We start from the raw sequence: 19,813 nt of genomic DNA on the forward strand, positions 1-19,813 counted from the left end.
TGTATTTGAATTTGTAAGATACCGTTGCCTTTGTTGCGTTATTTTTTGTTTTTGCGATCGAATGTTAAAAAACTTGTAAAAGCAACTTTGGCTTTCTATATTTGAAACCGCTAATAAAAATCGCACTAACTATTATATACTGTAAATGCTGAAAAGAGCAAATTTACAGCTGGATATTTATCTAAGGACTGACTCTACATCTACCTGGAGCTTGCTTTCCCAAAAATATTTTCAACTGTTATCCCATGAATGGCAATGTGCTATTTGCATATTTCTGTTTATTGTCTAAACAATGTCTGTTTAGACAGTTATGTTAACGGATATAGTTTATATCAATATATAGGATTAGAAAAATAATAAAATTAACTAACTAAAACATGAAACAAACATTACTAAGTTTTCTTGTTGGCGGAATGATTTTGACTTCGGTTGCATTCGCACAAGAAAAGAAGATTAGTGGTCGTGTTACATCTGCTGATGGTAAAGCAATACCTGGGGTGACAGTGGTTGTACAAGGAACTAATCAAGCGACACAGACAGATGCTGATGGTAATTATTCTTTGAATGTACCAGCAGGCAAAGTTGTTGTCTTCCGTTCAGTTGGTTTTGACGATAAAACCATCATTGTTAACAACAACAGCACAGTGTTCAATGTATCTTTGTCAGGACAGGACAATGCGTTGGAAGAGGTCGTGGTGACGGCAAATGCAATCAAAAGAGAAAAACGTTCTTTAGGCTATTCGGCGCCAACAATCAAGAGTGATGAACTGACTGAAGGTCGCAATTCCAGTGCAATTAACTCGTTAGCAGGTAAAGTTGCGGGGGTGAACATTACATCCACATCAAATTCACCGGGTAGCTCTTCTCGCGTTGTATTGCGTGGAGGTTCATCTATTTCAGGTAACAACCAAGCTTTGATTGTTGTTGATGGTACACCTATCGATAATACAAGCAAAATGGGTGGAGCTAGTGATCTAGCGAGTGTTGATTTTGGTAACCGTGGTAATGATATCAATCCTGATGATATCGCTTCTGTAACTGTTCTAAAGGGGCCTGCTGCTGCTGCATTGTATGGTTCAAGAGCTTCCAATGGAGCGTTGATTATTACAACAAAAAGTGGAAAGAAAGGATCTAAAAATGAAATTACTTTTAGTTCCACCAATACATTGTCATCTATTTTGAAATTACCTGAATTTCAAAATCAATATGGACAAGGATCATCAGGTTATAATAAAGCGGGGGATCTCATTTACTCAAATGATCCAAAAGAAAACTGGTCATGGGGTGCTCCATTTACTGGTGAAATTCAAGAATGGGGACAAGCTGTAAACGGTGTTCGTCAGAAAAAAGCGTATTCTGCTGTGAAGGACAATGTACGCGATTTCTTTGATCTTGGTATTGCTTCTGACAACAATTTAAGCTTTTCTGGTGGTTCGGATAAATCGACTTTTTATTTAGGATTAAACGCTTTGAATTCCAATGGCGTATATCCAGGTAAAAAAGATAACTATAATAAATATGGTGTTAGATTTAACGGAACAACAGAATTTTCCAATAAATTTAGCGCTGGTATCGCTGTAAATTATAGCCGAATCAATAGTAACAATGTTGGTGGTGGACAAGGTGGTGGCTCAGTTTACAATAACTTATTGCAAACACCGAGAGATATCGATGTTGTTGGCTTGAAAGATTTATCTAATCCTTATAACGGTTATGGTTATACGGATGAAAATGGTGTCGCTCATAATGATGTTTATGGGTATTATGGTGCTTATACCATGAATCCATACTGGGTGTTGGAAAACTATAATAATTTCAATGATGTGAACCGTATTATGGGGAACTTCAATGTGAATTATAAACCGACAGAATGGTTGACTTTTCAAGAGCGTATTGGTTTGGATAATTACAGTGATCGTAGACGTTCGGAATCCCCTAAATATAGCTTCTTACCAATAGACAACACTTCAGGTAATTATTCTGAAGGAAATATTCAAACAGATCCAGGACAATATCGTATTGACCAATTTAATGTAAATGAGATTGTTCATGATTTCATGGCGACGGCCAAACATACTTTCAATGAAGATTGGGAAGCGTCGTTTATGTTGGGTAATAATATTCGTCAGCGTAAAACAACTTCAAATAGCACTGCGACAAATTCAAGCGGTGGACTTGTTGTTCCAGGATGGTATAACCTTGCGAACTCCAACGGCCCATTGGATCTAATCGAAGATACTTGGTCAAACCGTCGTTTAGTGGGGGTTTACGGTGATTTGAACGTTTCTTATAAAAACATAGCTTATTTACAAGCTACAGCACGTAACGATTGGTCTTCCACTTTGCCTAAGAAAAATAATTCATTCTTTTATCCAAGTGTAAGTGGGTCATTTGTTGCATCAGAATTGTTCTCGCCTGAGTTGAAGAGTAAGTTTAGTTATGCAAAAATTCGTGCTAACTGGGCACAAGTAGGTTCGGATACAGATCCATATCAATTGATTTCAACGTTCTCTAGAAGTGCAATTGCTGGCGGTTTCGGTTCAACATCTTTTCCTTTCGGTAACGTATCTGCTTTAATGTCAGGTAATACCATTGGGAATTTAAACTTGAAACCTGAAATCACGACTTCGTTCGAAGTGGGTACAGAATTGGGCTTCTTTAACAATCGTTTATCTGCTGATTTTACTTATTACAAAAACAATTCGAAAAATCAAATTTTGAGTATTCCTATTCCACTTTCAACAGGTTACGGACTTAGTTTGGTAAATGCGGGTAAAGTTCAAAATAGTGGCGTGGAATTGACTTTGAGAGGAACACCTGTGAAAACAGAAAACTTGACATGGGAATTGTTTGGAACGTTCACAAAAAACAACAGTAAAGTTGTTGAATTGATGGACGGAGTACAACAGGTGTCAGTTGGTGGTTTCTCAGGGATGAGTATCGTTGCTGCTGTAGGTCGCCCATACGGTGAGTTTTATGGAGTTACAAATGCTACCGATGCACAAGGTCGTACGATTGTGGATCAGAAAACAGGATTGCCAATAGCTTCTTCTAAGCCAGAATATTTAGGTACCTATAATCCAGATTTCCAAGCTTCTTTGGGTACAAGTCTGAGTTATAAAAACTGGTCGATGAGTGCCTTGTTCGATACCAAACAAGGTGGTGTGTTCTATTCGAGAACAAAGGATATTATGGGATTTGTTGGTACCTCAGCTGAATCAGGAGGCGATCGTATCGGCCAGATTTTCCCGAATTCAGTTTATCTAGATGCGGCAGGAAATTCTGTTGTTAACACGACTGCAACATATGATAAAATCGATTACTATCCAAACATGGAAGCAGGGGTTAATGTTGTAGACGCGACTTATGTTAAATTGCGTAATCTTACATTTACTTATAAATTCTCTAAAGATATGTTGAAAAATACACCATTTGGAGCTGCTTCAATCGGTGTGTTTGGAAATAACCTATTTATTTGGACACCAAGCGAAAATAAATATGCAGATCCAGAAGTGAATTCATCAGGTGCTGGTAATGCACAAGGTTTTGACTTTACTGCTCAGCCTTCATTACGTAATTATGGTATCAATGTTAAAGTTTCATTTTAATAGCAAGTAAAGTATGAAAACTATAAATTTAAAAAATGCTAAGAAGCTTTTAGTTTTAGCTTTAGTTGGCACACTAGGGTTGACTAGCTGTAATAAATTTTTGGATGTGAATGAAAATCCGAACAATCCAGAAACAGCTACGCCTAGTTTATTATTACCGACAGTGGAAGCTGCTATCAGTCAAGTCGTAGGTAACAGTTTTCAGGTATATGGTAATATCTGGGGACAATATTGGACACAAAACCCTACTTCCTCTCAATACCGTTCTATCGACAGATATCAAGTATTGAATACAGCAATGGATAGATCATGGTTGATTTTGTATCGTAGCGCATTGAATAATGCTGAACTAATCATCAATTCAAATGAGGCTGCCAATGATAATTATAAAGGTATTGCCTACTTATTGAAGGCTTATACCTTTCAAGTAGCAACAGATGCTTTTGGAGATATTCCATTGTCAGAAGCATTGAAGGCAAATGGAAATCTTAATCCTAAATACGAAGCTCAAGCAGTTGTTTACGATTCTATTTTCAGCTACATTGATAAAGGTTTGGCTTTGTTAGCAACACCACAGGCGGTACCTGTCTCAAGTCAAGATATGATCTTCAACGGTGATTTGGATAAATGGAAAGCTTTTGCAAATACCTTGAAGTTGAGAGCATATTTACGTATTTCAAATGTTGATGCGAGCAAAGCTGCAGCTGGTATTAAGGCACTTTATGCAAAAAATGCAGCCTTCTTAGATCAGGATGCTTCAATAACTTACACAACAACTGGTGGTAACGAAAATCCATTTTATAACGAGATGGTCGGATTGGGTAAAACTCAAAATGTTGTGGCAAGTGGAACGGTGATTCAGGCATTTGTGAAAAACAATGACCCGAGAAGATTCTCTTTTTATAATAAGTTAAGCGGACAGGATACGATCGCATTTATTCTTCAAGGTGATTTTAATGCAAATTCAGCAAAATTAGTTTCTTCTCCTTCACCTCTTGTTGGTGGCCGCGCAGTGGATCCTACATCAGCAACAGCACCAGTAAAATTATTCTCGGCTGCTGAAAGTAAATTCTTGCAAGCTGAAGCTGTGGTAAAAGGTTGGGGTACAGGTGATGCAAAAGCACTATTTGAATCTGGTATTACAACAAGCTTTACAGCTACAGCTAACGCTAGTGATGCTGCTAAATATATCGCAGAAGCTCCGGATGCGAAATTTACAGGTGATGCCGAAGCAAAATTAAAAGCGATTATCACACAAAAATATTATGCAATGTGTGGTTTCCAAGGTTTTGAATCATGGACTGAGTGGAGAAGAACTGGTTATCCAACTTTCTTTACAACTTCTATCGCTTCTACTTTAGGAGAAGGCAGAATGCCATTACGGATGCCTTATGCAAACAGTGAGGCTACTTCAAATACAAATTACCCTGGTAATGTTGTAATCTATACGCCAGTATGGTGGGATGTGAAATAATCCATTATTAGGTTATATACTTTAAGAGCGGCAATTTCTTTCGAAATTGCCGCTCTTGTTTTGTATGCGTTTGTTTGAAAAAATGTATTTTTGCGTCCATTAACGCTACTAAATTTTATGAAAAGATCGACTTTATTATTGCTTGTGTATATTTTGACAGGATGGAATGTACGGGCTGCTTCTAGAGAGGAAAGGGGGCTAGAATCTGTTACTGATACGATCATAAACTATTTCGATAACCTAGGGAATTCTGTTTCTACGAAAGCTGAATCTCAATCTTATCAGTATATTGTTTCGATGGGAAATGACTCTGAAAAACTATTTAATATCGTCAGTTATTACGCGGATACAGATTCCATGAAATCTTTTGGGTACAGCCGTGACAGTATGGCGTCGGGGATAGGCTGGAAATATATAGGAGACTTCACTACCTACTATCCTAATGGACAGTTAAAAAGCTTGGAGACATTCGATATTCACGCCTTACCCATTGATTCATCTTATTATTATTATCCCACAGGAAAACTGAAGATGCTGGTTACACAGGTAGAATCAGGACAAAGTCCATTTGTCGGTATTCCAATGACCAAGCCATATTACCTGTTATATTTGGATTCTATAGGGAATTATCTTTTAAAGAGAGGAAATGGATTCCTTCGACTGGATTATGACGATGGTACCTATATCGAAGGTGAGTTAAAAGATAATGAAAGGGAAGGAAAATGGAATGGCTGGAATATGGGCAGCAAGTATGAAGAGTTATATTTGGGTGGTACCCTTCAAAGTGGTAAAAGATTTCGTGCTACTGGTGAAGTAATTTCTTACGATGCTGATACAAAGGAGTTAGCACCTATGCCCCCTCTTAAAATGGATCAGTATATGAAGGCTATCTATAAAAATATAAAAATACCCAATGATTTAGTGAATCAATTGAAGTCTGATGCTACTTCTGTAAATTTTGTTGTCAACAAAGATGGTCATCTAAGTAAGTTTACATATGATAAGGATGTTCCTATGAAAATTAGAAGCGGGATAACAACTGCCATTCAACGTATTGGATCCTGGAAGCCTGGGCGACTGCAGGGGGAACCTGTTGCTGTAAGTTATACTATTCCGATACGGCTATAATTATAGCCTGTCTCATATCGTTACGTTATGATTGCAATAGAGTGTATGTCTATTTATGCGGGTGACACACTCTTGGATTCAGCTATTATATTGTACTCAAGCTAGGCTTTGGAGCAAAAGTGATGCGTTTGTATGTATCCAAAGGAGTTTTAATCCAGCAGGTCACAATTCCTAAAAACCTTTTAAAAAGGGCGGGAGAGAAATGCCTAATGGAAAAGATTCCTCCTGCTTATGCCAAATTAAATAAAAAATCAGGATTCAATCATCTGAGTTATCAGACAATTTTCAATTATATTTTACCCGCATATTTCTAGTACGTGTTAAGCACTACTTAAGCACAGATATAGCACTATTTACGCAATTGTTGTGTAAGCAAATTTATAAAGGAAAAATGTACTATAAAGGTACTTGTCCAGTGCTACAAAAACGTTTGCAGAGCAGCGATCAAAAAATAACTAAGCAGGAGATTTCTTCGAGAGGCCTTCGGGCTTTCTTCGACTGGCCTTCGGGTCTGCTCCGTACCTGCGTCGGCCCTTCTTCGGCTGCTGTTCGGCTGTTCTTCGGGACGTTCCCCGAAGCGCTGTCGAAGCGGACTCGAAGCCGAGCCGAAGCGTAGACGAACATCTCTCGAACAAGCTCCGAAGAGATCCCGAAGCGTTGCCGAAGAGCACTCGAAAGGGAGCCGAAAGGCCACCTTCTTCTGACAATTTTCGAATCAACTTCGCCCCAACTTCTGCCTTTCATGCAGTGGGCCATCAGTCTCCCTCGAATTTTCCTTTGATTTTTCCCGAGGGTTACCCGAAGCCCAGCCAAAGAAATTCCGAGCAACGCTGGGAGAAAGGCATAAGTTGGTCAGGAGTTAGTAGGTACTTAAATGGTCTATTCCTCGGTACGAAAGGTACTGTTAATTCACCGTTAAGCTACCGGGAGTGTACCGAAAGGGTACCAAAAAGGTACCGGGAATGTACTAAAGAGCTACTGGAGATATACCAAACAGGTACGAGCTGTCAGTAGCTATCTGGCGGATCTGGGGTGTAAACTCTGTAATGTATCAGAAAAATGTGTAAAAGGGGCGAAAACCAATTTGATAATTGGAGCAAGTGAATACTCTTTGAAATTAAGAGTTTTAAGGTTGTGTGCGCATTTAGTAGGTGTGATGTTGGGGTTTTGTCGTTGAAAAGAAGTTAGGTGCTCAGAAGGCTTTAAAATACTTTATTTCTCTATGCTGTTATAAAACACCTATCGCTTATTTTTGACATGCGTGTTTTGGCTGCCGACTCCACATGGATAGGGGTTGAGTGGGATACTTTTGGTACAGTCGAACAGCTGGGGGAGTTGGCAGTTATCCGTACAGAGGAGGGGCTACTGCGCATCCAGAGAGTACAGCTGAACAACAGTGTTACGTCCGGTCTAAAAAGTTTGGAAATCTATACTGCTCCACGGCAGCAATGTGTGGTTGAGCTGGACGATGGTACGAAAATACATTTGAATGCATAGTCGCGATTAAGCTATCCGCTCCGAAAACGGGACTCCACAGTAGCGTACAAAAAAGGAGAGGCTTATGTTATTCCAATAGCCGTGCTCCTTTGATTATTGTTATTTGAAAAAGACAAGGTCACAGCCAATCGGGTCGACTTTCTAATTCGATCGGATACCAGGAATATGAAAGCCATATTAAATGATGGAACAATGGAGATTTATTCTCACAACCTGAAAAAAGTTCGTCCATAGTCTGCCCGGGGACTTTGTGTATGTTGGAGCTAAATATGCAGGTAAAAATCATCATCCCCGTGATACAACAAGCTATGTGGCAAACCAGGATTTCAAAGAAGCCAAGATGTGGACTCGAAAAATCCGTATCTATAAAGGCATGCCTCTGCGCGATTTTGTTGATGAAATGAGCCGCTGGGAGGGATTTACGATCAAAAGATGGGACTCCACCCCAATGTTAAGCATATCTCGGTGTCGATCTGCTATCAGAGTGGCAGGGAAGAAGTGTATAGTGCTATCCGTCAGGCAGGTGTGCTGCTGCATGAAGAGAAAGGGATGATAAGCTTCTGTCTTGAGGATAAACGTGATAGAGTTGCAATGAAGCCATTAGATGGTAATGACAGGAGAGTAAAGTAAGAAAGTGGAAATGACTATTAAACTAGGTATTCACCAAGCATCGGTCGTCAAAATCATCTACAGTTTAGTTTTGAAATTTAGTTCAGCCATCAACGATGTTACTTTAATACGAATTTATTGTAAAAATAACAATCTATTTTTCAGTGTTTTATGATTATTTGTAAATCAATTGTTATCACAAAGTTATGCATGCATTGTAAAAGTTAAAAAAAGTTATAATTTTGTATTTAACATTTTTTAACAAGCGGAAACAATCTGAGGAAAAAGATGTTACTAACTATAACACATATATAAATTTTTGGAAAGTATATTGCTAACCATAGTATTTTATCAAGAATAAACATTTTTTAATAAACGTAAACATATGAAACACAAATTACTCAGTTTTTTCGTGGGTAGTATGATCCTGACTTCTGTTGCGTTCGCGCAGGAAAAGAAGGTAAGCGGTCGTGTTACCGGAGCTGATGGAAAACCATTGGCAGGTGTGACGATAGCTGTACAAGGATCTAACGTCGCCACGCAAACAGATGCGAATGGTAACTACTCGTTATCTGTTCCAACAGGAAAAGTTATTGTCTTTCGTTCTGTTGGATTTGCTGACAAAACCTTAATCGTAAGAGAGGGGCAGTCAGCTTTTAATGTAACATTAGACAATTCTGACAATGCATTAGAAGAAGTTGTTGTAACAGCGATGGGGGTATCTAAGCAAAGTAAAGCACTTGGTTATGCCGCATCAACGATTAAAGCGGAGGATATCACTGCAGCAAATAATATGAATGCCATGACTGGTCTCCAAGGTAAAATGGCGGGTGTCAGTATTTCTAATTCGGGAACTACAGGAGGATCTACAAAGGTAATCATCCGTGGTGTCTCTTCTCTAACAGCAAACAACCCTTTATATGTTGTAGATGGTGTCCCAATTAGTAATGGATATCAAGCTGACGTTAATTTTTCTCGTTCGGTGGATTTAGGTAATCAGGCAAATGATATTAACCCAGATGACATTGAATCAATGACTGTACTAAAAGGAGCTTCCGCTACAGCACTGTATGGTTCTCGTGCCGCACATGGTGTTGTAATGATTACGACGAAAAAAGGTAAGTTAGGTCAAAAATTTGAAGTTACTTATACGGGAGCAATTAATGCTAGTAAGGTTCTAAAAGTGCCTCAAACTCAAAATGTTTTCGGACAAGGATGGCCTAATTTTGATTATCTTGAAAATGGATCATGGGGGCCTAAATTAGATGGAATCGAAAGACCTTGGGGTTCAGAGGTTGATGGCTTAAGGCAAACAAAACCTTATGCATATGTAAAAGATAATATCAGAAACTTCTATGAGACAGGATTGGATGCTACAAATGCACTATCGCTTTCTGGTGGAGGAGAGAAGTCTTCTTATATGTTCTCTTACGGTAATTTTTACCAACATGGCGTTTTACCAGGTCACCCAGATAAGTTAAAGAGAAACAATTTTTCATTCCGCGGTAATACGAATTTAGATAAATTCTCATTTAACTATGGTGTTAACTATGTTAGACGTGATTTAAATGCTGTTTATCAAGGTCAAGGGACAAGCGATGGTGGAGATGTGACATTTCAAGAGCTAATTCAAATTCCTGTCGATATCAATATTTCATCATTAAAGGATTTTAATAACAAGTATAATAATTACGATAACTATTTTACCGCGTATGCGTCAAATCCTTACAAAGCTTTGTTAGACAATGGTTCTAGATTGCAAGATGATCGTTTTTATGGAAATATCGATTTATCGTATAAAATCTTACCTTGGTTGACCGCTGTTGGTAAATTGGGCGGAGATTTTGCTAATACTCGCACTATTGATTTTGCTCAGAAAATTACATACACACCTGGTTCTCCTTCGGCTGAAAACGGTAAAGCTCCAGTGACTGGACGTTATGGGGAGAATTATCGTAAAACAAATCAATTGGATGCGACATTCATGTTCCGTGCTGATAAAAATGTAACGGAAGATATCAATTTATCGGGATCTTTAGGGTACAATTATAATCAACGCGGTTATAGTTATTTAGATGCTTATGTAAGTGGATTGAACATACCAGGATGGTATAGTATCAAAAATACAAGTGAAGCACCTATTGTAAATAACGTTTTCGTAAGACAACGTTTGATGGGACTTTTTGCAGATGCAACTTTTGGATATAAAAATTATTGGTTTGTCAATGGTTCATTCCGTTCAGATTGGTCTTCTACATTGCCGGTGAAGAACAATAACTATATTTATGGTGGTATCAATACCTCCCTAATCGTTACTGATGCATTTGAGGAATTGAAATCAGACAATTTTAATTTTTTGAAATTGAGAGCTGCTTGGGGTAAAACAGGAGCTGACGCAGGTGCCTATTTGACTGAGAATTATTATCAATCTTCTCAAATTGGTTTAGGCTTTGGAAATACTATTCTACCATTAGGTGGAGTTGCTGGATTGCAGCATGCTAAAACACTTGGAAATGAGGATTTGAAACCTGAAATTACAACCGAGCTTGAGTTTGGTGCTGAAATGCGATTCTTGAAGAATAGGATTAGTCTTGATGCATCTTACTATAGTAGAAAAACCGTAGATCAAATTTTTGCGATCAACTTATCGCCAGAGACTGGTTATACACGACGTACACGAAATATGGGCGATATTCGTAATAAAGGTTTCGAAATTGGTTTGAATACGATTCCATTGAAATTTAATGATTTTCAATGGGATTTAGGTATTAACTTTACTAAGAATACAAGTAAAGTAATGGCACTATACGATGACACCAAAGAAACATTGATTGAAAATGCTTACTCAGTTGATTTTGTCGCGGAGATTGGGCAACCTCTTGGGGTTTATAAGGTTCCCCAAGTAATGGTATTGAAAGATGGTGAATTTGCTGGTAAAACTGTTGTGAATTCAGCCGGTATTCCAATTACAGAACCAAATGTAAAAAGGACAATCGGTAAATATGAACCAGATTTTCAAATGGGCTTTACAACCAAATTTAGATACAAAGACTGGAGCTTGGGTGGAGTACTCGATTGGCGTAAAGGAGGATTCTTTTACTCATACACCGCTCAGTTAAATTACTTTGTTGGAAATGCAACCGAAACTACTTTCAACGAAAGACAACCTTGGTTGGTTCCAAATTCTGTTAAACAATTAGCTAATGGTGACTATGTTGAGAATGATGTTCAAATTTCGGTGAACAATCAATATGCCTACTGGTATTCAAATACAAATAATTCAATGTATGACAGAGCTGTATTGAAACGCGACTTTATTAAACTACGTGAATTAGTATTAACTTATTCTTTACCAAAAAGTATTCTAGGATCTAAGATTAAAGGGATAGATTTCAGTTTAGTTGGTCGTAACTTATTCTTATGGACACCAAAATCAAATAATTTTGTCGATCCTGAAGCGACTAATTACGGTAATGATATCAGCTCCAATTTTGGTGAATTTGCGGCTGGTCCCACCTTTAAAAGCTATGGTGGTAGTGTAAGAGTTCGATTCTAAACTTATTCGATTAATTAGACATGAAAAATTTAAAGAAAATAACTTATATATTGGTTGCAAGTGCTTTAGCTTTTGCTTCCTGCAGTAAGGATTTGGATATCAATAGAAGTCCATATAACCCTACAGAAAATGATGCTAAGCCCGAATTGTTATTTCCATCAGGAGTTGCTTATAGTGCTGCTAAGATTGGGGGAGATTTGCAACTTATTGGTGCTTTTTGGTCCCAGCACTATACACAGAATAATTCTTCGAATCAGTACACAGCAATTGATTCTTATAATTTGACTATTGCTTCTTACAATGGTATATGGTCAAATTTAATGGGAGGGGGAATGAAAGATTTGATGATTACAAAGGAGAAAGCCGCTTCCGCTGGACAATGGGATTATTATGTCACCGCATCTATCATGTTGGCATTTGATTATCATGTATTGGTTGATTTATATGGAGATCTTCCTGTGAAAGAAGGCCTACAAGGAGATAAAGGTATCTATACACCGAAATGGGATGATGGTAAAACTGTTAATCAACTAATAGTAACGCAATTAGATGATGCAATTGGTAAAGTAGCAGATGCAAAGAAAATATCATCTATTGGGACTCAAGATTTTGTCTTTCAAGGCGATCTTGATTTGTGGCAAAAATTTGCTAAGACATTGAAATTGAAAGTTTTAATGCGTGATTTTGCAACTAATGCTGCAGCGATTACTACATTGTTAAACAGTGGTGATCTGTTAGAATCTGATGCGAAAATGACCGCTTTTATTGATGCGGTAAATAAATCTAATCCACTTTATGAATCAGATAGAAGAGCATTAAATACGGCTGCCAACTTGCGAGCAAGTAGGACGCTAATGTCATATCTTAAGAAGTATAATGATCCACGGATTGAAGATTTTTATGAATTGACTACACAACAAGATAAGCCTCAAGTTTATGCTTCATTAAGACAGGGGGATTATAATGCTGCAACAACAGATTATCCTATAGGCTCTACTTCTCGTGCGAAATTGGGTGCAACTGATCCTGTTTATTTTCAATCTGCTGCTGAGTCTGAGTTTTTGCAAGCTGAAGCATGGGCACGTTTAAATAATAGCGCTAATGCAAGATCACACTATAATGAAGCTGTCAAATTAGCATTCTCTCGTTGGGGTAAAGACGGTTCTTCGTTTGTAGCTGCAGGTGGAGCTTATGAATTCAAATCAGGTACCGTTGAGTCAATGGTTGAGCAAATTATTATTCAAAAATGGGTTGCCGCTACTCGTTGTCAAGCTTGGGATTCTTTTTATGATCAAAATAGAACAGGATACCCCATGATGAGTGCTGTAGATGCTGAAGATCCGTCCTATATCCCTGGACAATATACGAGATCTATTACTTCAGTCTTAACTGGCAACACTCTTCCTAGACGTCTACCGTATCCTAAAAATTCTTCGGATAATAATGCCAATACGCCTAAAGCAGTACCTATTGGTACCAAGATGTGGTGGCATAAATAGTAGTATAATTTTAATAAAAAGAAAAATGAAACATATATTTAAATACTTTTTAGGACTTCTAGTATTAGGATTTGTATCCTGTGAAAAGGATCACCCTGAAGTTGAATATTCTCCTATTTTCCCGATATCGGGGGAATGGCATACACACGTTTTTAATGAAGATGGATCTTCCGCAAGTGCAAGTTTGTTTGCATTAAGTACCTATAATACATCGGATAATTTATCAGACGTTGCTTGGTTTAAATTAAGTACTGCTGCACAACCATTTGGTGTTTTAGCGAAAGTAAAGGTTGATGTTCCTAATAAAACGTTCGTTGCCGGTGAGTACAGAAATACATTAGCTGTACCTGCAAATAGTACTGCCATCACATTGCTCGAGGGTAAGGTAATGCTCAACGCATCAGCTCAGCCGAGTAAAACAGTAGCTGATAGTATTTATGTTAAATACAAAACTGCAGTAAATGGAAAAATTTATATTGTAAAAGGTCATCGTCGTACGCAATGGCCAGAAGATCAGCGTTAAAACAATTACGTTTATACTTATAGGGGAGCTTGGTCGATAAATCGACCAAGCTTTTTTATTGAGATCCTCAAACGCAAGACAAAAGAAATAATCCTATTGTCAACTTTAGGATAAGGCAGGAAAAAATCTAAGTCAATAAATAAGGTGTGCAAGCTCGTCATAGATTATCTTCCGACGTTTACTTTTTATATATTATTACCAAATCATTAATTTTATGTATACAAATTAATAGTCTAACAATTTATTAATACTAACTTAACATTGAGAATCTATTTTTACGGCATTGAAATAAGAGGGCTTATAATATTTAATCAGAACCTATAATCCTCTTAAGATTCATTCATTATATTAGAGATTATTATAATACCAATGAACCATCTGAACGTAAACTCTGTTTATACGGATAAGTTCTGATGATATCCATTGCTACAAAAAAAGTTATTCAATGAAAAAAGCACTTTTACTCGCAACTCTGATTGGTCCAGCAGTAGCCATGGCGCAAAATAACAATGCGCCTTCAAGTTATGATCCACATGATATCAAAATCACTGGATACCTTCAGACACAGTTTCAAAAGGCTCAATCACCAGGAATAACTTCGTTCTCCGGTGGTGATTTCTCCAAGAATTCCGACAACCGTTTTATGATCCGACGTGGACGCCTCAAGATTGACCGCGTGGATACTTACTCAAGTATTGTATTCCAGCTTGATGCGACCCAGGATGGTGTACAATTAATGGATGCTTTTATCCAACTGCGGCATCCTAGCCAAAAAGGTCTGAGCCTGACCGCCGGTCTCTTTAACAGACCATTTGGCTATTCTATTGTCTATTCTTCTGGATACCGTGATTTTCCGGAAAGAGCGCGCGTATTTCAAACCTTAATGCCGCGGGAGCGTGATCTTGGTGGAATGGTCAGCTACCACCCGGGGGGCAAAGTGAAATTCTTAAACTTAGACTTAGCGTTGGTAAATGGAAGTGGGCACTCGGCCAAAGACTATGATTCCAAAAAGGATCTGATCGGTAACTTAGCTTTTAAGTTCGACAGCCTTGCTGATAAAAGATTACATCTTGGCTTCGGTGGTTCATTCTATAAAGGCTCAGTCCGAAACGATACGAAGACCTACTATACTTCTAATGGAGCTGGCTATACTGCGCATACCAGCGATGAGAACGAGGGTAAAGGAATTGGACGGAACTATTATGGTGCGAACTTGCAGATTGAACTCGATAACAGTTTCGGAAAATCCAGTTTCAAGACAGAATATGTAACCGGTGACCAGCCCGGGGTAGCTGGTGGAGAAGATATCAAAGGACCGTATGCAAGTAGAAGTTTCACCGCTCAACCTGCTACGGATTTGTATCAGCGTAAATTTAATGGTTATTACCTTTGGTTTACCCAAGAAATCGCTAAAACGGGTATCACGGCTTTGTTAGCCTATGATGTTTATGATCCGAATGCAAAGGCTAGCGGAATGACCATTGGGATGCCTGATAATTTTACAGCCGACGGCGATGTAAAATTCAGTACACTTGGTTATGGTGTAGCTTATCAGATTAGCAATCGATTGAAACTGACAGTCTACAATGAACATGTTACCAATGAGGCGACTAGTTTGCCGAATTTCTCTGATGATCTGAAGGATAATGTTTTTACGACGCGACTGCTCTATCGATGGTAGGGGGGCGAAGTTGAAACCGGTTAAGCCAGCAGCTTTATCTTGGATATGGATGAAATAACTTGTTATTCGGTCAGACAATAATGATGTATAACCCGTGATAATTCCCTGAATTTCGGAGGAAATATGAACGGATATCAGGATTATCCTATATGATATTTTTTCGAATGCGACTTAAAGAAGAAGCCGTAATCCCCAGATAAGACGCCAGCATTGCTAAGGGAACGCGATTGGCCAATCCGGGATAGAGTTTTAGAAATAGCAGATAGCGTTCTCTAGCATCGAGATTCATCATGGTATTTGCGGTTTTTAATTTGCTTTCAATAACAAATCCATAAAGCTTAGCCATCAGGAGGGGCCAGATTTTTATTTCTTTTTCCAGCAACTCAAAATTGTGGATATCAAGGCTCCAAAGCTGTGCATCTGTTACGGATTCGATATAGTCGTTGGATGGAGTGCGATCCAAAAAACTTTGAAAATCGCCGATAAATCGACCTTCGTAGATAAAGTAGCGTGTGAAATCATCCCCTTTTTTATTGTAATAAAGGGAACGAAATACACCGCTTTCCACAAAAGCTATCGTATTGGTAACCCTTCCACAGGTGACAAAATAGCTTGCTTTTGGAATGCTCTTCTTTTCAAAGGCCTGTCGGATCAGACTTTCCTCCCGCTTGTCAAGCTGTCCAAATTTTTGGATATATGCTAAAAGTTGCTCCATTTTGCTTTTATTAATTACCTAAGATAACCAATTCTTCCCGTTGTGGCCCTGTGGATAGGTATTTTACTGGGACCTTTAATTCCTCTTCTAAAAAGGAGATAAATAGTTTCAGCTCTTGGGGAAGTTGCGCTTGGTGGTTGATTTTGCTAAAAGGGGTATCCCATCCCTCTAGGAATTTCCAGATTGGCTTTGGGATATCATCTACAAATGTTGGAGCGGATAAGGCTCTTATTTCGCCCTTTATCTCGTATGCGGTACAGATTGGTACTTGTGACATTCCGTTTAGGATATCCGCCTTTGTCAGTACAAGATCGGTCACCCCGTTTAACATGGTAGCATATTTTAATGCGGGAAGGTCCAGCCAGCCCACTCTTCGCGGCCGTTTGGTATTGGATCCAAATTCACTTCCTTTTTTACGTAGTGCGCCGGCAAGAGGGCCCGTTATCTCCGTTGGAAATAGACCATTTCCTACACGTGTACAATAGGCTTTGGTAACACCATAGATCTTATTAACTAGCTTGGGTGATACACCCAAACTTACACATGCTGCGGATGCAATGGTATTTGAGGAGGTGACATAGGGGTAGCTGCCATGATCAATATCCAATAAAGTGGCTTGGGCGCCTTCGGCCAATACTTTTTTATTGTTGCCGAGTGCTTCGTTAATGATAATTTCTGTATCGGTAATTTGTAGCTTTCTTAAAAAATTACATGCTTCCAGAAAATTACTGAATAAGTCCTTTACTCCCGGCATATCCTGTCCCAAAGCTTGCAGCTCACGGTGTTGTTTATGTAGGAGCTGGAATACCTCTGCTTCGAAATTTTTGGCGAATATATCGCCCACGCGTACATTCTGTCGAAGTATTTTATTGGAATAGGTAGGTGCTATGCCATTTTTGGTTGTTCCAATGGTACGGTATTGCGGCGATTCTTCGAAATACATATCCCAGTACTTGTAGGTCGGTAATACAAGGTGGGCCTTCGCTGAGATTAGAATCCGATGGATTAAATCGGTATCAGAAAGAACAGTTTGGACTTGCTCGACCTCCGCTTTAAGCGCTAAAGGATCAATTACTACACCGGTACCAATAATATTTTTGATATGGGGATAAAAGATTCCTGAAGGCAGTAGCTTAAGGGTATGCTTTTTACCCTGATGGTAAATACTATGTCCAGCGTTTGCTCCACCATTAAACCGTGCGATAATGTCATAATCACGACTAATCAGATCAATGATTTTTCCTTTTCCTTCATCCCCCCACTGGAGTCCAATTAAAATATCCATATTGCTTTGTATTATTTACAGATCAAAGCTAGACCATTGTGGCAGGAGTACAATTGCCATTTGGCAAAAAGTAAGTGAATGGCGTTTATTCCTTGAAAAATTATTCTTGTTTCTGTCCGAGCCGTTTGATTTTATGCAGCCATTTATCTCGTTTTGTCATATCCGAAGTCTTTATTATGCCAAGGTATGTAACTTTTACAGGTGAAATGCCGCAAAACAGCAGGGTTGATCTTTTGAGCTGATTTATACTCGGTTTACCGTAGACGAGGGAATAGTACCAACCGGGCTGATCTAAGGTTGTGATAATCCGGGCTGATTTTCCCTTAAGTAATTTGTCCCAAAGGAGGGAGTTCTCACGGTATCGGAAAGCGAAACCAGGTAGAAAGAGCCTGTCGATAAATCCTTTCATAATAGCTGGGAGCCCACCCCACCAAACCGGATGTACCCAGACTAAATGATTCGCCCAGTGGATATCTTCCCAAGCTCGGAGCAGATCTGGTTCGAGCTCTGTTCGCTTCTGGTAGCCAAATTGTAGATTGGGATTAAAATTCAAATCTACAATGTTAATCGAACGTACTTCTGCTCCAGATTCTTCGGCGCCTTCTCTATAAACTGCTGCAAGGCCAAAATTAAAGGATTCGCTGTTGGGGTGACCGTTGATAACCAATATTTTTTTGTTCATGTTATTCTTCTGATAACACAAAAGTAAAAGCACTGATCTGAGAATTATAGGACAAATGTCTAAAAAGTAATTTCACTGCGAATTCGGCTTAAATGCCGTTGTGTGATGCCCAGATAGGAAGCCAAATACTGTAGTGGTATTTGCTGGATAAATTCGGGCTGATCTCGAAGTAAGTTCATATAGCGTTGCAAAGCTGTTTCTTTCTGCAATTGGAAGATGCGTTTTTCAAGTTCCAGGTATTGTTGTTCAGCAATTAGCTTCAGATATTTTGTCCAGACTAGGCTTTCGGCTGCAAGTGTGTCAATAGCACTTTTTTTGATAACCCATAGTTCTGCAGGAGAAATGGCCTGCATGCTCTCAACACTTGGTCCACCGGTGATAAAAGAAGAATAGGCGGCGATTAAGCTATTGGGAAATCGGAAACAATAGGTGACATCTTCAGCATTTGATGAGTTATAATACGATCGGAAGATTCCGGATGCAATGAAGGCTACTTCGTTACAAGGTTGATTTTCTTTAACAAAAAAATCATTCTTGTTAAGTTTTTTATATTCAAAAAGCTGAACGATCTGGTTAATTTCTTCCTGATCGAAGAGACCCAGAGACTGAAAGTAAGCTGCTATCATTGGCATCAAACTTAGCTAAATTTCTCTTGATAAAGCGCTTGTTGTGCGATCAATTTTTTAATCAATACGATTTGCCCAAGATGATAATAGCTATGCTCAATCACTCCTTCGATATTCCTAAGATAGGAACCATACTTCTCATCAAAAAAAGGTTGTTCAAAAACTTCGACATCAAGTTGCTCGATTTTCTCTATGAAGCACGCTGCATTTTTTACAAAATCTTGTATGAGTTTATCCCAATCATCCTTGCAAGTTATTTCAGGTAAGTCAAAACTGAATTTGTCGTTAATTTCTAGCGTACCCGTGTCGAATGCATCAAGCAATCCCCTTAAATAATAATTGATATGATAAGTGAGCGCAGCAATTGTATTTAACTCGTTGATCTGGTGGATAGCCTGTTGCCAACTTATATCCGAGAGTTGTTCTCTATAGTTGGTATTTGCAATCCAATGACCGTTTAGTAAAACTTCTCTGAGCCGATTCGCTACAAAGGTATTTCTGTTCATAATGTATTATGTAGTTTATAGATCAGTTTATTTCCAGCTAAATTACTTACAATTTCTTTATTCTTCATCTTGGATTAATCTCTTGTTAATAAGACTTTTGTTCTTTTACTCAAAGTCATTTTTACCAAAAGATCATGTTTGCATTAACCGGAAAAGAGCCCGATTTTGAAGGTTTTTTTGCTAACTAATCATCTTTGGCGCGTAAAAAATCCTTATAGAAATCAGGAATATTGCTGTGATAAATAGCCTCAGCGACTTCCTCGACCGGATAATCTACCTTGATTATTCTCGTATCTATTCCTTCCTCTGTCAGCGTAACTAATATATATTGGTATGTATATCACTTATTATTGCGAGCTGTATCTTCATTTATTCTACAAACTTAACAATAAGCATATGTCCCGTAAAGTCTATTAACTGGATA

13 protein-coding genes are annotated in these 19,813 nt (G+C 38.5%); 8 read left to right on the forward strand and 5 right to left on the reverse strand.

Annotated features, from left to right (window positions below):
• The first annotated feature begins 377 nt into the window (after positions 1-377).
• The 8 genes from B4A24_RS22760 (at position 378) to B4A24_RS22795 (ending at position 15,575) form a co-directional block, all read left to right on the forward strand.
• Positions 378-3,608, forward strand: a complete 3,231-nt coding sequence (locus B4A24_RS22760; protein WP_293947242.1) for a SusC/RagA family TonB-linked outer membrane protein — start codon at positions 378-380, stop codon at positions 3,606-3,608.
• Positions 3,609-3,621: 13 nt separating this feature from the next.
• Complete coding sequence (locus tag B4A24_RS22765) at positions 3,622-5,082, forward strand: SusD/RagB family nutrient-binding outer membrane lipoprotein (RefSeq protein WP_293947243.1); 1,461 nt, start codon at positions 3,622-3,624, stop codon at positions 5,080-5,082.
• Positions 5,083-5,199: 117 nt separating this feature from the next.
• Positions 5,200-6,210 carry a hypothetical protein gene (locus B4A24_RS22770; RefSeq protein WP_293947244.1) on the forward strand — a complete coding sequence of 337 codons (1,011 nt, stop codon included), beginning with the start codon at positions 5,200-5,202 and terminating at the stop codon, positions 6,208-6,210.
• A gap of 1,257 nt (positions 6,211-7,467) precedes the next feature.
• The gene (locus B4A24_RS22775) at positions 7,468-7,707 is read left to right on the forward strand and encodes a hypothetical protein (RefSeq protein WP_293947245.1); all 240 of its coding nucleotides are present in this window, start codon (positions 7,468-7,470) and stop codon (positions 7,705-7,707) included.
• Positions 7,708-8,701: 994 nt separating this feature from the next.
• Positions 8,702-11,872, forward strand: coding sequence for a SusC/RagA family TonB-linked outer membrane protein (locus B4A24_RS22780; protein ID WP_293947246.1), 3,171 nt, complete (start codon positions 8,702-8,704; stop codon positions 11,870-11,872).
• Between the two features lie 20 nt (positions 11,873-11,892).
• The gene (locus tag B4A24_RS22785; RefSeq protein ID WP_293947247.1) at positions 11,893-13,371 is read left to right on the forward strand and encodes a SusD/RagB family nutrient-binding outer membrane lipoprotein; all 1,479 of its coding nucleotides are present in this window, start codon (positions 11,893-11,895) and stop codon (positions 13,369-13,371) included.
• Positions 13,372-13,396: 25 nt separating this feature from the next.
• On the forward strand, positions 13,397-13,894 hold the full coding sequence (locus B4A24_RS22790) for a lipid-binding protein (RefSeq protein WP_293947248.1): 498 nt from the start codon (positions 13,397-13,399) through the stop codon (positions 13,892-13,894).
• Positions 13,895-14,339: 445 nt separating this feature from the next.
• Entirely contained in the window at positions 14,340-15,575 is a 1,236-nt protein-coding gene (locus B4A24_RS22795) for a porin (protein ID WP_293947249.1), read from the forward strand.
• A gap of 145 nt (positions 15,576-15,720) precedes the next feature.
• Here the strand turns inward: B4A24_RS22795 and B4A24_RS22800 are convergent, their stop codons facing one another.
• The 5 genes from B4A24_RS22800 to B4A24_RS22820 form a co-directional block, all read right to left on the reverse strand.
• Positions 15,721-16,290 carry a Crp/Fnr family transcriptional regulator gene (locus B4A24_RS22800; RefSeq protein WP_293947250.1) on the reverse strand — a complete coding sequence of 190 codons (570 nt, stop codon included), beginning with the start codon at positions 16,288-16,290 and terminating at the stop codon, positions 15,721-15,723.
• A gap of 10 nt (positions 16,291-16,300) precedes the next feature.
• Entirely contained in the window at positions 16,301-17,575 is a 1,275-nt protein-coding gene (locus B4A24_RS22805; RefSeq protein WP_293947251.1) for an adenylosuccinate synthase, read from the reverse strand.
• A 100-nt stretch (positions 17,576-17,675) separates the two neighbouring features.
• Positions 17,676-18,257: an NAD(P)H-dependent oxidoreductase gene (locus tag B4A24_RS22810; protein ID WP_293947252.1), complete on the reverse strand. Its 582-nt coding sequence runs from the start codon at positions 18,255-18,257 to the stop codon at positions 17,676-17,678.
• A 59-nt stretch (positions 18,258-18,316) separates the two neighbouring features.
• Positions 18,317-18,883 (reverse strand): Crp/Fnr family transcriptional regulator, encoded by a 567-nt coding sequence (locus B4A24_RS22815; protein WP_293947253.1) that lies wholly within the window; start codon positions 18,881-18,883, stop codon positions 18,317-18,319.
• 11 nt (positions 18,884-18,894) lie between these two features.
• Positions 18,895-19,389, reverse strand: a complete 495-nt coding sequence (locus B4A24_RS22820; protein ID WP_293947254.1) for a DUF1572 family protein — start codon at positions 19,387-19,389, stop codon at positions 18,895-18,897.
• Positions 19,390-19,813: the final 424 nt, after the last annotated feature.

The organism is Sphingobacterium sp. UBA7249 (assembly GCF_002472835.1).
GTDB lineage: Bacteria > Bacteroidota > Bacteroidia > Sphingobacteriales > Sphingobacteriaceae > Sphingobacterium > Sphingobacterium prati.

What these genes read in the sequence shown, in the direction of transcription:
- B4A24_RS22765 (WP_293947243.1), top strand. Translation starts at nt 3,622, where the DNA reads ATGAAAACTATAAATTTAAAAAATGCTAAGAAGCTTTTAGTTTTAGCT.
- B4A24_RS22810 (WP_293947252.1), bottom strand. Translation starts at nt 18,257, where the DNA reads ATGAACAAAAAAATATTGGTTATCAACGGTCACCCCAACAGCGAATCC.
- B4A24_RS22815 (WP_293947253.1), bottom strand. Translation starts at nt 18,883, where the DNA reads ATGATAGCAGCTTACTTTCAGTCTCTGGGTCTCTTCGATCAGGAAGAA.
- B4A24_RS22795 (WP_293947249.1), top strand. Translation starts at nt 14,340, where the DNA reads ATGAAAAAAGCACTTTTACTCGCAACTCTGATTGGTCCAGCAGTAGCC.
- B4A24_RS22760 (WP_293947242.1), top strand. Translation starts at nt 378, where the DNA reads ATGAAACAAACATTACTAAGTTTTCTTGTTGGCGGAATGATTTTGACT.
- B4A24_RS22770 (WP_293947244.1), top strand. Translation starts at nt 5,200, where the DNA reads ATGAAAAGATCGACTTTATTATTGCTTGTGTATATTTTGACAGGATGG.
- B4A24_RS22780 (WP_293947246.1), top strand. Translation starts at nt 8,702, where the DNA reads ATGAAACACAAATTACTCAGTTTTTTCGTGGGTAGTATGATCCTGACT.
- B4A24_RS22775 (WP_293947245.1), top strand. Translation starts at nt 7,468, where the DNA reads ATGCGTGTTTTGGCTGCCGACTCCACATGGATAGGGGTTGAGTGGGAT.
- B4A24_RS22820 (WP_293947254.1), bottom strand. Translation starts at nt 19,389, where the DNA reads ATGAACAGAAATACCTTTGTAGCGAATCGGCTCAGAGAAGTTTTACTA.
- B4A24_RS22790 (WP_293947248.1), top strand. Translation starts at nt 13,397, where the DNA reads ATGAAACATATATTTAAATACTTTTTAGGACTTCTAGTATTAGGATTT.
- B4A24_RS22800 (WP_293947250.1), bottom strand. Translation starts at nt 16,290, where the DNA reads ATGGAGCAACTTTTAGCATATATCCAAAAATTTGGACAGCTTGACAAG.
- B4A24_RS22805 (WP_293947251.1), bottom strand. Translation starts at nt 17,575, where the DNA reads ATGGATATTTTAATTGGACTCCAGTGGGGGGATGAAGGAAAAGGAAAA.
- B4A24_RS22785 (WP_293947247.1), top strand. Translation starts at nt 11,893, where the DNA reads ATGAAAAATTTAAAGAAAATAACTTATATATTGGTTGCAAGTGCTTTA.